Below are 13191 nucleotides of genomic sequence, written 5' to 3'. Positions count from 1 at the left end.
CCGTTTCCTTAAGGTGAGAGGGCCGGCTCGGCCGGGGCGGCGTCGATGCCCAGCGCGTGGGCCATGTCGCTTGCGGCGCGGTGCAGGACCGGCAGGCGGTCGGCCACCGATTCCCGCGACAGCCGGACCTTCGGCGCCTGCACCGCCAGGGCGGCGACCATCCGTCCCGCGCCGTCGCGGATCGGCACCGCCGCGCAGAAGACGCCTGGCATGTACTCCTCGTCGTCGAAGGAATGGCCGCATTCGGCGATGCGCTCCAGCTCGGCGCGGAACAGCGCCGGGTCGCACAGTGTGGCCGCCGCCATCCGGGGCAGGGGCAGGCAATCCAGCAGGCGCCGCCGCGGCAGCTCCGGCAGGAAGGCGAGGAACAGCTTGCCCATCGCCGTGCAATGCAGCGGCACCCGCGAGCCGACGCCGAACTCCAGCCGCAGCGGCCAGTTTTCCACCTCGACGCGGTCGAGATAGACGACGTCGCCGCCCTCCAGCACGCCGATGTTGCAGGTCTCCCCCAACTCCAGGCTGAGCGCCCGCAGCCGGGCGTGCGACGGCGCCTGGGCCAGGGAGCTGCGCAGCGTGTTGAGCGCCAGGGTGCGCAGTTTCGGGCCGACGGTCACCAGACGGCCGTCGAACGGGCGGGCGAGGAAGCCGCGTTCCTCCAGCATGGCGATCAGCCGGTGCGCGGTCGGTTTCGGCAGGGCCAGCTTCTCGGCGATGTCCTTGACGGCCATCGGCTGCCCCGCCCCGGCCACCGCGTCCAGCAACGCCAGGACGCGGTCGGCGAGCGGCCGGCGGTCACCGGAGTTGGTGTCGGCGGCGTCTTCGGTTGTCGGTTCGCGGGGCTCCCGCAACGGAGCGGAGCCCAAGGCGATCTTCCGCGTCATCGTTCCTCCCCGTGACTGGAAGCGTATCGCTCGGCTTATTAGTCTCATTCAGCGATACGATTTGTATCATTTACTCACAGGACCCTGGGTCGCGCAAGCCCAAAAAGTTCGTGTACCCAATTATCCATGCATACGGGGCATGACCTGCCGCCATCCCGAGGCACAGGCGATGAAACGTCCGGTTTTGGAGAACGATGGAGGTAGGGAGGTTATCCGAACTGCGCGGACAGGGCTGCGGCGCCGCGGCGGAGGATGGGCAGGACCTGTTCGACGCGGTCGTGCGACAGCCGGACTTTCGGGGCCTGCACGGCGATGGCCGCCACCGTCCGTCCCGCGGAGGACAGGATCGGCACCGCCACGCAGAACACGCCCACCACATACTCCTCGTCGTCGAGCGAGTAGCCGCGCGCGGCGATGCGCTCCAGTTCGGCGGCCAGCGCGTCCGGATCGGTGAGGGTGTGGGCGGTCTGCGCGGAGAAGGGGCCGGAGGCCAGCAGGCGGCTCCGCATGCCGTCCGGCAGGGTGGCGAGGAACAGCTTGCCCATGGCCGTGCAGTGCATCGGCACGCGCGATCCCACGCCGAACTGGAGTCGCAGGGGCCAGTGCTCGACCTCGACGCGGTCGAGATAGACGACGTCGCCGCCGTCGAGGACGCCGACGTTGCAGGTTTCCCCCAGTTCGGCGCTGACCGCGCGCAGCACGGAACGCACCGGCGCGCGGGACAGCGAGGCGCGCAGGATGCTGACCGCCAGCCGCGCCGCCTCGACGCCGATGATGACGTCGCGCGTTTCCAGATCCCGCGCCAGAAGCCCCTTCTCGATCAGGCTGTTGACGAGGCGGTGGGCGGTCGGCTTGGGCAGGCCGAGCGTCGTCCCGATGGTCTTGACGGCCAGCGGGCCGGAGGCCGACGCGACCAGTTCCAGGATCGCGAAGGTCCGGTCGGTGGCGGCGGCCTTCGGCTTGGCCGCGTCGTCGGCTGCGGTGGTCTCGGGAGTCTGCGTGCTGCGCGTTTTCAAGGTTCGCCTGCCCTGGCGGTTTCAGCGTCTCATTGAGTGAGACGTGACGCATATAGACCGGCCGCTTTGCGCAGGCAATAGGCAACGGGGGCTGAGCGTGACCTGGGGGGACGAGAGATATCCCCTCTCCCGTCCCGGGAGAGGGAAGGGGCCCGCGCCACAGGCGTGGGAAGGGTGAGGGTGTTGCCAAGGATCAGCGCCTTGATCCTCGGCTCCACCCTCACCCGCCCGCTGCGCGGGCACCCTCTCCTGGGGCGGGAGAGGGATTTGATGCCAAACGCGATTGCCGTGCGGAAGGACAGGCCGTGACGGAGCTTACAAACACCCAACCTATCCGGAGCGCCGCAAGTCTTAGAAAGAATTTTGCGTATAACGCCGTATAAGCGGAAAAATTTTCTACACTGTGGCGCCTTCTCAGCCAAAAAAGTAAAAAATTCTCATACGAACCATGCGATATTGAGAATCACTACAGGGGCTTCGCAAAAATTGCCGAAGCGAGAGTCTAAAAAGAAAACCGACAAGTAAAATCCTAGCTGGTCTGGGTTTTTACGTAAGAAAGAGGGACTTCCGTTGTCGATTTCATTTCCTCCATGGCGAACATTGACGAGACATCCTGAAGCTCGATGCGCTCGATGAGCTTTCGATAGAAAGCGTCATACGCCTTGATGTCCGGAATGACCACCCGCAGCAGATAATCGATTTCGCCGCTCAAACGGTAGAGATCGACAACCTCCGGTATGTCGGCCACCACGCGGCGGAACTCCTCCAGCCATTCCGCCGAGTGTTTGCTGGTTCGGACGGCCACGAAGACGGTCACGTCGACGTTCAGCTTGGCCCGGTCCAGCAACGCCACGCGGCGTCGGACATAACCTTCCTGTTCAAGGCGTTGCACGCGGCGCCAGCAGGGGGTGGCGGACAGGCCGACCTGCTTGCCGAGGTCGGCGAGCGACAGGGTCGCGTCGGCCTGAAGGGCGGCCAGGATCTTCCGGTCGGTGGCGTCGATGGTCATTGGGGTTGCTCGGGGCCTTCGCGGTTGGGACGGATGATTTTGCTCATTCGGCCGGTCTGGAGAAAAGCTTTTTCGTTTTGAGGATTTCGCATGCACCCGCATGCCGTCTCCGCGGGCAGACCGCCCAGCCTTTGAGCACGGGCGACGGTCGCCGCCACAGGGCCAAACCAGGAAAGATCAGGATGATGACCGACACCATCGCCACGGACAAAGCCCCGGCCGCCATCGGCCCCTACGCCCAGGCCCGCGTCGCCGGGGGGCTGCTGTTCGTCTCCGGCCAGTTGCCGATCGACCCGGCCACCGGGGCCTTCGCCGGCCCGGACGCGCCCACCCAGGCGGCGCGCAGCCTGACCAACATCGCGGCGATCGCCGAGGCCGCCGGAACCAGCCTGGCGAAGGCGGTGAAGATGACCGTCTACGTGACCGACCTCACCCAGTTCAAGGCGGTGAACGAGGTCTATGCCGGCTTCTTCCAGGCGCCGTTCCCCGCCCGCTCGACCGTCGAAGTGTCGGCGCTGCCGCTCGGCGCGTCGGTCGAAATCGATGCCGTCATCGCGCTTTGAGGGTGACATGACCGCTTCCGCGCAGACCGTGACGCTGCAACCCGGCGCCGGTTCGATCCGTCAACCGCTCCGCCTCGATTACACCCCGCTGCCCGAGGCCACCGGCCGCGACTGGACCCGGCGCGCGATCGAACTGCTGGAGACCGAGGCGGCGCGGTCGCCCGACACGCCGCTGCTGAAGCTAAATGTTCCGGAGCTATCCGGGATCGACGTCTACCTGAAGGACGAATCGACCCACCCCACCGGCAGCCTGAAGCACCGCGTCGCCCGGTCGCTGCTGCTGTTCGCCATCTGCAACGGGCGGATCGGCGAGGGCACGCCGGTGATCGAGGCGTCGTCGGGGTCCACCGCGGTGTCGGAAGCCTATTTCGCCCGTCTGCTCGGCCTGCCCTTCCACGCGGTGATGCCGCGCGGCACCTCGGACGAGAAGGTCGCCGCCATCGAGCTGCACGGCGGGCGCTGCCACTTCGTCGAATCCTCCAAGGCGATCTACGCCGAGGCGGCGGCGCTGGCGGTGCGGCTGGGCGGCGTCTATCTCGACCAGTTCACCTACGCCGAGCGCGCCACCGACTGGCGCACCGACAACATCGCCCAGTCGATCTTCGGCCAGATGCGCAGCGAGCGCCACCCGGTGCCCGACTGGATCGTGATGAGCGCCGGCACCGGCGGCACCGCCGCGACCATCGGGCGCCACATCCGCTACCGCCATCTGCCGACCCGGCTGTGCGTTCCCGACGCCGAGCATTCGGTCTTCTACGACAGCTTCGTCAACCGCGACGCCGCGCTGACCTGCGAGCGCGGGTCGCGCATCGAGGGCATCGGGCGGCCGCGCGTCGAGCCGTCCTTCATCCCCGAGGTCGTCGACCAGATGATCAAGGTGCCCGACGTGGCCTCGCTGGCGGCGATGCGGGTGCTGTCGCGGCGTCTGGGCCGGATGGTCGGCGGGTCCACCGGGACAAACTTCTTCGGGCTGTGCTGGATCGCCGGACGGATGCGCGACGCCGGGCGGGCCGGGTCGCTGGTGACGCTGATCTGCGATTCCGGCGAGCGCTACCGCAACACCTACCACGACGACGCCTGGATGGCGCGGGCCGGTTTCGACACCGCCGCCGACGAGGCGCGGATCGAGGCCTTCCTTGAGGGCGGCCCGTCCCTCTGAAGCAAAAAGAACAAGCGCTTTAAAAAACAAAAATCGCCACCGCAAAACAATTGGCAGAAAAACAGGAGCATTCACCGATGGACGAGTTTCGCACACTTCTGCGCAACGCGATGAAGAGCCGCGCGATGGTCTATGAGGCGGCCTTCGACGAGATGCGCAAGGAGATCGGCGAGGAGAAGGCCCGGGAGATCATGGCGCGCACCATCTATCGCCGGGGTGCGGCCATCGCCCACAATTTTGCGCCGCACGCCCCGGCAGACCTGGCCGGCCTGCGCGACTCCTTCCTGAAGTTCATCCCCGACGCCGAGGTCCAGTTCGGTCCGGAGGTCGTGCGCTGCACCGACGAGGTGCTGGAGATCCGCTTCCACACCTGTCCGCTGAAGGAAGCCTGGCTGGAAGCCAACCTGCCGGCGCAGACGGTGGAGACGCTCTGCGAACTCGCCGGCGCGGTCGACAAGGGCACCTTCGAGACCGCCGGCTTCGAGATCGAGGTCGACACCTGGAAGCCGGGCCGCAGCACCTGCTGCCACCTGACGATCACGCCGGGCGCCGCCGCGCCGGCCGCCGCGAATTGACCGTCCAGCCTCGCCGACAGGGGAACCGAACCATGAGGAAGCACACCGTTCTCGGCACCGCTCTGGGGGCCGTTCTTGGCGCCATGCTGGCCACCACGGCCGTCCAGGCCGCCGACCGAGAGATCGTCATCGGCTATCAGGCTCCGCTCAGCGGCGACCGCAGCCAGTACGGCGAGATGTTCCGCAACGCCGCCCAGATCAAGCTGGAGGAATTCAACGCCTCGGGCAAGCTGGCCGGCGCCAAGGTCGCCATCACCTTCGAGGACAGCAAGGACGATCCCAAGGAGGCGCGCAACATCGCGCACAAGTTCCTCGACAATTCCAAGATCGTCGGGGTGATCGGCGACTTCTCCTCCACCGTGTCGATGGCGGCGGGCGAGATCTACGCGGCGGAGAAGATGCCGCAGCTCTCCCAGACCGCCTCGCATCCGGATTTCACCAAGCTCAGCCCCTGGCAGTTCCGCAACATCACAACCCAGGCCTTCGAAGGCCCGTACAACGCCGACTGGATCATCGCGGCCGGCAAGAAGACGGCGGCGGTGATCTACATCCAGAACGACTGGGGCATCTCGGCGCTCGATGGCTTCGTCAGCGGCTTCAAGGCCAAGGGCGGCAAGATCACCGCCACCGAGGCGTTCAACCCCGGCAACCGCGATTTCCGCTCCATCCTGACCAAGGTCGCCCGGCAGAAGCCCGACGTGATCTACCTCGCGATGTTCTACGAGGAGGGGGCGGCCTTCGCCCAGCAGCGCGAGCAGCTCGGCATCAAGATCCCGCTCTACGGCACCAGCTCCCTCTACTCGCCCAAGCTGATCGAGCTGGGGCGTGAATCGGTGGAGGGGCTGCATCTCGCCACCACCTTCACGCCCGACAACCCCGACCCGGCGGTGCAGACCTTCGTGAAGGAATACGCCGCGCGCTTCAAGTCGGAGCCCGGCATGTTCGCCGCCCAAGCCTACGACGCGGTCGGCATCATGCTGGACGCCGTCGCCAAGGCCGGCCCGTCGGTGACGCGCGAGAGCCTGCGCGACGCGCTGGCCGCCACCACCGGCTACCCCGGCGTGACCGGCGCCACCAGCTTCGACCCCGTCACCCGCGAGCCGGCGAAGGCGCTGGCGAAGATGATGGTGAAGGACGGCCGCTTCCAGGTCGTGACCGGTCCCTGACCGGACCATAGGCGCCGACGTCGGCTGTTCAGTTCGTTATCCTATCTGCGCAACCTCTCTCGTCATTCCCGCGAAGGCGGGAATCCAGTCCGTTCAAGCACTTGCCTGCGGAGTTTCCTGGACCCCCGCCTTCGCGGGGGTGACGATGAGAAAAGTAGATGCCGGTCGGAAGAACGCCTTTTCACAAGATCTTCCTCTAAGGACACACGCCGTGGTGCGCGCTCCGCCGGGACCGGCGAGCGCGCTCCCCGAAGCCTGGAGCACGCCATGGTCTTCGATGTCTTCTTCCTTCAGCAGGTCATCAACGGCCTGTCCATCGGGTGCGTCTACGCCCTGATGGCGATCGGCTTCACGCTGATCTTCGGCGTCCTGAACGTCGTCAACTTCGCCCATGGCGAGGTCTACACCATCGGCGCCTTCGTCGGCCTGATGGTCATCACCGCGATGGCCCCGCCGCTGCTGGCGGTGGTGCCGCTGGTCCTGGCGGTGGGCGCGGTGTCCGGCGTCGGGCTGGAGCGCATCGCCTTCCGCCCCTTCCGCCGTTTCACCGACGAGGCCAGCCAGAAATCCCGCGCCATGCGCGAGGCGACGCTGCTCTCCTCGCTCGCCGTGTCGATCGTGACGCGCGAGATCATGATGCACATCTTCGGCGGCGACATGCAGGGCATCCCGTCCGGCTACCTGCTGCAGCAGCCGGTCGCCATCGGGCCGATCATGGTCGCCAGCGGCAGCCTGGTCATCTTCGCCACCTCCGCCGTCATGCTGGGCGCGCTGCAGTTCCTGCTCTACCGCACCCAGACCGGCCTCGGCATCCGCGCGGTGTCCAACAACCAGCTCGGCGCCCGCTACGTCGGCATCAACACCGATCGCACCATCGTCACCACCTTCGCGGTCGGCTCGATGCTGGGCGCCACGGCGGGAATCCTGGTCGGCCTCTACGACGGCGCCATCTCGCCGCACATGGGCTTCGCGCCGGGCGTCAAGGCCTTCGTCGCCATGGTGATGGGCGGCCTGTCGAGCATTCCGGGGGCGGTCGCCTGCGCCCTGCTGCTCGGCGTGTCGGAAAGCATCGCGACCGAGTTCCTGTCGAGCGGCTGGAAGGACCTGATCACCTACAGCCTTCTGGTCATCACGCTGGTCTTCTTCCCGCAAGGATTGTTCGGACATGGACGTGAACGTGCCTGACGCCCGGCTGATGCCGGCCACCCTCGCGCCGCCCGCCGCGTTTTCCGGGCGAGGCCGGCGGTTTGCCTGGACCCTCCTCCTGCTGGCGGTCGCCTTCGGCGCCGTGCCCGCCGCGATCGTCGGCACCGGGTCCAGCTACCTCGCCCAGATCGCCATCACGACGATGATCTTCGTGATCCTGTCGGCCAGCCTGAACCACGTGACGGGCACCGCCGGGCTGCTGTCGATCGGCCACGCCGCCTTCTACGGCATCGGCGCCTACGCGGCGGCGCTGCTGTCGACCAAGCTCGGCCTGCCCTTCATCGTCACGCTGCCGGCGGCGGGGCTGATCGCCGCGCTGTTCGGCTTCCTGGTGGCGCTGCCGACCATGCGGCTGGTCAGCATCTACTTCGCCGTCGCCACGCTCGGCATCGGCGAGATGATCTACGTGATCCTGCTGAACTGGGTGGACTTCACCCGCGGCCCGATGGGCATCCGCGGCATCCCGCCGATCTCGCTGTTCGGCTGGCAGGCCGACACGCTGCTCAGCCGCTATCTGGCGGTCGCGGTGATCGCCGTCGCCTGCGTCTGGGTGCTGCACCGGCTGACCCACTCCTACTACGGCAACGCGCTGCGGGCTCTGCGCGAGGACGACCAGTGCGCCGACAGCATGGGCATCAACGTCGAGCGGCTGAAGATCGAGTCCTTCGTCGTCGCCACCTTCTTCGCCGGCATCGCCGGGGCGCTGCTCGCCCACACCTCCGCCTACATCGCGCCGGACAACTTCCGCTTCATGGAATCGATCCTGATCCTGGCGATGGTGGTGGTCGGCGGGCTGGGCAGCCTTCCCGGCGCGGTCGTCGGCGCCCTGTTCATGATCGTCCTGCCGGAGGCGCTGCGCGACATCGGCGATTACCGCATGATCGCCGTCGGGGCGACCATGTTCCTGTCCATCCTGCTGCTGCCCAAGGGCATGCTGGCCGAAGGCACCGCGCTGGGCTTCGTCCGCCGCTCCTTCTCCCGCGGCTGGGCCACCATCGCCGGCGGCACGCCCGTCGGCTGGAAGTGAGGCGGATCATGAGCAACACGCTTCTCTCCATCCAGGGGCTGACCCGGCGCTTCGGCGGCCTGCTGGCGGTCAGCGACGTCAGCGCCACCATCGCCAAGGGCGAGCTGGTCGGGCTGATCGGCCCCAACGGCGCCGGCAAGACCACCCTGTTCAACCTGATCACCGGCTTCACCCCGCCGTCGGACGGCACGGTGACCTTCGACGGGCAGGACATCACGGGCCGCAAGCCGTGGCAGATCGCCCGCATGGGCATGGGCCGCACCTTCCAGAACCTGCGCGTCTTCCCCAACATGACGGTGTTCGACAACGTGTCGGTCGGGGCGGTCGGCGCCTTCGGCCAGTCGCCCTGGCGGGCGCTGGTCAACGGTGGTGCCCACAGCCGCGCGGTCAGCGAGCGGAGCTGGGAGGCGCTGGAGCGCGTCGGCCTGACCGCCCAGGCCGGGGACATCGCCGCCAACCTGTCCTACGGCAAGCGCAAGTATCTGGAGATCGCCCGCGCCCTGGCGACCGCGCCCCGGCTGCTGATCCTCGACGAGCCGGCGGCGGGCCTCAACGACACCGAGACGGCGGAGCTGGCCGACTTCATCCGCCGCCTGCACGCCGGCGGCGTCACCGTTCTGCTGGTCGAGCATGACATGGGGCTGGTGATGGGAAGCTGCAGCCGAGTCATCGTCCTGGCGTCCGGCCGCAAGATCGCCGACGGCACGCCGGAGGCGGTGCAGCGCGACCCCGCCGTCCTCGAAGCCTATTTGGGAGTGGAAGACGATGCCGCTTGACGGAGCCCAGGCCAGCAACACCGCCACCCGCCGCATCCTGGAGGTCCGCGACCTGACGGTGCGCATGGGGCCGCAAGAGATCCTGCGCGGCGTCTCGCTCGATGTGGCGGAGGGGGCCATCGTCGCCGTGCTGGGCGCCAACGGCGTCGGCAAGACCACGCTGATGCGCGCCCTGTCGGGCATCTACCGCACCACGGGCGGCGCCACCGTCTTCGATGGCCAGGACATGACCGACAGCCCCAGCCACGAGGTGGTGCGCCGCGGCCTCGCCCAGGCGCCGGAGGGGCGGCAGATCTTCGGCACCATGACGGTGCGGGAGAACCTGCTGCTGGGCGGACGGACGCTGCGCCACGACCGCGCCGCCCGGATGGAGCGGATGCTGGAGCTGTTCCCCCGCCTGCGCGAGCGGCTGACCCAGAAGGCGGGGTCGCTGTCGGGCGGCGAACAGCAGATGCTGTGCATCGCCCGCGCCCTGATGTCGAAGCCGCGCCTGCTGCTGCTCGACGAGCCGTCGCTCGGCCTCGCGCCGATGGTGGTGAAGCAGATCTTCGACCTGCTGGTCCAGATCCGCGGCGAGGGGACCTCGATTCTGCTGGTGGAGCAGAACGCCCGCGCCGCGCTGCGCGTCGCCGATCACGCCTATGTCATGGAGGCGGGAAGGGTGACACTCTCGGGCAGCGCTGCCGATCTGGCCGCCGACCCGCGCGTGCGGGCGGCCTATCTCGGCGGCTGACGGAAAAAGGATCGCAGCGATGACCACCGACACCGAAAACGCCGCTCCCGCGTCTGCTCCCCTGCCCATCCTGGAGCGGCGGCGCATCGAGGCGGCCTTCGCCAAGGCGCTCTACGACCAGCTCCTGCCCGAGATCGGGCGGGAGCGGGCGCGCGCCGTGCTCGCCCGCGCCATCGAGGTGATGGCCCGCGAAGCCGGCGCCGCCATGGCGGCGGAGGACCGCGCCACCCGCGGCACCGCCGACCTCGCCACCTTCCACGAGCGGCTGGCCCTGTGGACCGCCGGCGACGCCCTGCGGCTGGAGGTGATCGAGAGCGCGCCCGATCGGCTGGGCTTCAACGTCACCCGCTGCCGCTACGCCGAAAGCTACCGCGCCATGGGCGTGGAGGAGATCGGCGACATCCTGTCCTGCAACCGGGACGGCGAGTTCATGTGCGGCTACCGCCCCGACGTCCGCTTCACCCGCACCCAGACCATCATGCAGGGCGCCAGCCACTGCGACTTCCGCTACAGCCTGCCGGCGGGCGGACCCCAGGAGTCCCCGGAATGACCATCCCCGCGAACGTCCGCCTGCACCCCGCCGCCGAGGCCCTGGCCCCGGAGATGCGGCAATGGCGGCACCATCTGCACGCCCATCCCGAAACCGCCTTCGAGGAGCACGAAACCGCCGCCTTCGTCGCGGACAAGCTGCGCGCCTTCGGGCTGGAGGTGGCGAGGGGGCTCGGGCGCACCGGCGTGGTCGGGACGCTGAAGGGCCGCCGCCCCGGCGGCCGCGCCATCGCGCTGCGCGCCGACATGGACGCGCTGCACATTCACGAGACCAACGAGTTCGCCCACCGCTCGGTCAATCCGGGGCGGATGCACGCCTGCGGCCACGACGGCCACACCACCATGCTGCTGGGGGCCACCAAGGTCCTGGCCGACGATCCCGACTTCGCCGGGACGCTGCACGTCATCTTCCAGCCGGCGGAGGAGAACGAGGGCGGCGCCCGCGAGATGATCGCCGACGGGCTGTTCGAGCGGTTCCCGGTGGAGGGCGTCTACGGCATGCACAACTGGCCGGGCCTGCCGCTGGGGCAGATCGCGCTGCGGCCGGGGCCGATGATGGGCAGCTACGACATCTTCGAGGTGACCGTCCACGGCAAGGGCAGCCACGCCGCCATGCCGCATCTCGGCCACGACCCGATGACCGCCGCCGGCCATCTTCTGACCACCCTGCAGACCATTCCGGGGCGCAGTCTGCACCCGTTGGACAGCGCCGTGGTCTCCACCACCTGGATCACCGGCGGCGACACCTGGAACGTCATCCCGGCGGAGGTCACGCTGCGCGGCACCGTCCGCGCCTTCAAGGAGGGGGTGCAGGACGTGGTCGAGGCGCGGCTGCGCGCGCTGGCCGAGCACACCGCCGCCGCCTTCGGCTGCACCGCCAGCGTGCGCTACGAGCGGCGCTACCCGGCGACGGTCAACAGCGCCGCCGAGACCGCGCTGTGCGCCCGCGTCGCCGCGTCGCTGGTCGGCGAGGAGAACATCGACCACGACCCGATGCCCTCCATGGGCGCCGAGGATTTCGCCTTCATGCTGAAGGAGCGGCCGGGCTGCTACGTCTGGCTGGGCAACGGGCCGACGGACGGCGGCTGCCTGCTGCACAACCCCGGCTACGACTTCAACGACGCCAACCTGGCCATCGGCGCCAGCTATTGGGTGGCGCTGGCGAAGACGCTGCTGGTGGAGGAGGGAACGCGATGAGCGCGCTTCTCAAACCGCTGCTGGATGCGCCGCTGCCGGAGTCCCATTGGGCGGCGAGCGCCGTCGCCGGTCCGGAGACCGGCCCGCTGGACGGGTCGGTCCGGGTGGACGTGGCGGTGGTCGGGGCGGGCGTCACCGGCCTGTCCACGGCGATCCATCTGGCCGAGCGGGGTGTGCGCGTGGCGGTGCTGGAGGCGCGCGAGCCCGGCTTCGGCGGGTCGGGCCGCAACAACGGCCAGATCATCCCGACGCTGTCGCGCCTCGACCCGGCCAACCTGACGGCGGCCTACGGCGAGGCGAAGGGAGCGGCGCTGGCCCGCATGGTCGGCGGCTCGGCGGCGCTGGTCTTCGACCTGATCGAGCGCTACCAGATGCGCTGCGACGGTGTGCAGAAGGGCTGGATTCAGCCGGCCCACCGGCCGGGCCGCATGAAGGCGGCGGAGCAGCGGGTCGCGCAATGGCGGGCGCTGGGGGCGGAGGTCGCGCTGCTCGACGCGGCGCAGACGGAACGGGCGCTGGGCACGCGCTTCTGGCATGGCGCCATGGTCGCCCCGACCGGCGGCCATGTGAACCCGCTGTCGCTGGCCCGCGAAATGGCGCGGGCCGCCCTCGGGCTGGGCGTTTCCATCCACAGCGACACGCCGGTCTCCGCCATCGACCGTGTCGGAACCGCTTGGCGGCTGACCACGCCGCAGGGCTGCGTGACCGCCGACCGCGTCGTGCTGGCGACCAACGCCTACACCGACGATCTGTGGCCGGGGCTGCGCCGCTCCGTCGTGCCGGTGCTGAACTTCCAGATGGTGACGGAGCCGCTGCCCGCCGCCCTGCGCGCCAGCGTGCTGCCCTCCGACATGGCGTGCAGCGACACCCGCGGCGACCTGCATTTCTTCCGTTGGACCGCCGACAACCGGCTGGTCTCCGGCTGCACGCTGGTGCGGTCGGCGGACGCCGAGCGGCGGGCGCAGGAGCGCACGCGCGAGCGCATCCGCCGCGTCTTCCCCCAGATCGGCAACCCGGCCATCGCGCGGAGCTGGAGCGGCCATCTGGCGATGACCGCCGATTTCCGGCCTCACTTCCACGAGCTGGCGCCCGGCGTGACCGGGGCGGTCGGCTACAACGGGCGCGGCATGGCGCTGGGCACCGCGGTGGGCTGCGAACTGGCGCGCCACGCGATGGGGACGGGCGCGCCGGAGCTGGCCTTGCCCTTCACCCCGGTGAAGCCGCTGCCCTTCCACGATCTGGTGACGCGTTTCTCGCGGCTCTACATGCTGCATCTGCGCCGGCTGGACCGCAAGGACTGACGGTGGGCGAACATCCCTCTCCCCTCTGGGGAG

General features: G+C 68.9%; 14 protein-coding genes. 11 read left to right on the top strand and 3 right to left on the bottom strand.

The window, feature by feature from the left end; all coding sequences use genetic code 11:
• Positions 1-8 precede the first annotated feature (8 nt).
• From DS837_RS22670 to DS837_RS22660, 3 genes are all read right to left on the bottom strand, one after another.
• Positions 9-881, bottom strand: coding sequence for an IclR family transcriptional regulator (locus DS837_RS22670; RefSeq protein ID WP_149166812.1), 873 nt, complete (start codon positions 879-881; stop codon positions 9-11).
• A gap of 209 nt (positions 882-1090) precedes the next feature.
• Positions 1091-1897: an IclR family transcriptional regulator gene (locus tag DS837_RS22665; protein ID WP_247890078.1), complete on the bottom strand. Its 807-nt coding sequence runs from the start codon at positions 1895-1897 to the stop codon at positions 1091-1093.
• Positions 1898-2426: 529 nt separating this feature from the next.
• Positions 2427-2906, bottom strand: coding sequence for an Lrp/AsnC family transcriptional regulator (locus DS837_RS22660; RefSeq protein ID WP_103040629.1), 480 nt, complete (start codon positions 2904-2906; stop codon positions 2427-2429).
• A 182-nt stretch (positions 2907-3088) separates the two neighbouring features.
• On the opposite strand from DS837_RS22660, the gene DS837_RS22655 reads away from it, so the two are divergent.
• The 11 genes from DS837_RS22655 to DS837_RS22605 all read left to right on the top strand — a co-directional run bounded on the left by DS837_RS22655 (position 3089) and on the right by DS837_RS22605 (position 13158).
• The gene (locus DS837_RS22655) at positions 3089-3469 is read left to right on the top strand and encodes a Rid family detoxifying hydrolase (RefSeq protein ID WP_014200209.1); all 381 of its coding nucleotides are present in this window, start codon (positions 3089-3091) and stop codon (positions 3467-3469) included.
• A gap of 7 nt (positions 3470-3476) precedes the next feature.
• Positions 3477-4628: a PLP-dependent cysteine synthase family protein gene (locus DS837_RS22650; protein ID WP_149166811.1), complete on the top strand. Its 1152-nt coding sequence runs from the start codon at positions 3477-3479 to the stop codon at positions 4626-4628.
• Between the two features lie 77 nt (positions 4629-4705).
• Complete coding sequence (locus DS837_RS22645) at positions 4706-5203, top strand: L-2-amino-thiazoline-4-carboxylic acid hydrolase (protein WP_103040630.1); 498 nt, start codon at positions 4706-4708, stop codon at positions 5201-5203.
• A 32-nt stretch (positions 5204-5235) separates the two neighbouring features.
• Positions 5236-6369 (top strand): ABC transporter substrate-binding protein, encoded by a 1134-nt coding sequence (locus DS837_RS22640; protein WP_149166810.1) that lies wholly within the window; start codon positions 5236-5238, stop codon positions 6367-6369.
• Positions 6370-6636: 267 nt separating this feature from the next.
• Positions 6637-7554, top strand: a complete 918-nt coding sequence (locus DS837_RS22635; RefSeq protein ID WP_114861323.1) for a branched-chain amino acid ABC transporter permease — start codon at positions 6637-6639, stop codon at positions 7552-7554.
• Positions 7535-8602 carry a branched-chain amino acid ABC transporter permease gene (locus DS837_RS22630; protein WP_149166809.1) on the top strand — a complete coding sequence of 356 codons (1068 nt, stop codon included), beginning with the start codon at positions 7535-7537 and terminating at the stop codon, positions 8600-8602. The genes DS837_RS22635 and DS837_RS22630 overlap by 20 nt, the downstream gene beginning before the upstream one ends.
• An 8-nt stretch (positions 8603-8610) precedes the next feature.
• A complete protein-coding gene (locus tag DS837_RS22625; RefSeq protein WP_145679038.1) occupies positions 8611-9378 on the top strand; it encodes an ABC transporter ATP-binding protein in 768 nt (255 codons plus the stop codon).
• On the top strand, positions 9368-10111 hold the full coding sequence (locus DS837_RS22620; protein ID WP_149166808.1) for an ABC transporter ATP-binding protein: 744 nt from the start codon (positions 9368-9370) through the stop codon (positions 10109-10111). The genes DS837_RS22625 and DS837_RS22620 overlap by 11 nt, the downstream gene beginning before the upstream one ends.
• Positions 10112-10130: 19 nt before the next feature.
• Complete coding sequence (locus DS837_RS22615) at positions 10131-10661, top strand: L-2-amino-thiazoline-4-carboxylic acid hydrolase (RefSeq protein ID WP_051658725.1); 531 nt, start codon at positions 10131-10133, stop codon at positions 10659-10661.
• Positions 10658-11857: a M20 aminoacylase family protein gene (locus DS837_RS22610; protein ID WP_149166807.1), complete on the top strand. Its 1200-nt coding sequence runs from the start codon at positions 10658-10660 to the stop codon at positions 11855-11857. Before DS837_RS22615 ends, DS837_RS22610 begins: the two co-directional genes overlap by 4 nt.
• The gene (locus DS837_RS22605; protein WP_149166806.1) at positions 11854-13158 is read left to right on the top strand and encodes an NAD(P)/FAD-dependent oxidoreductase; all 1305 of its coding nucleotides are present in this window, start codon (positions 11854-11856) and stop codon (positions 13156-13158) included. The genes DS837_RS22610 and DS837_RS22605 overlap by 4 nt, the downstream gene beginning before the upstream one ends.
• Positions 13159-13191: the final 33 nt, after the last annotated feature.

The organism is Azospirillum brasilense, assembly GCF_008365405.1.
In the GTDB taxonomy this organism is placed as follows: domain Bacteria; phylum Pseudomonadota; class Alphaproteobacteria; order Azospirillales; family Azospirillaceae; genus Azospirillum; species Azospirillum brasilense_D.
The sequence above is the reverse complement of the archived record's forward strand: the minus strand, read 5'-3'. Positions and strand labels throughout refer to the sequence as shown.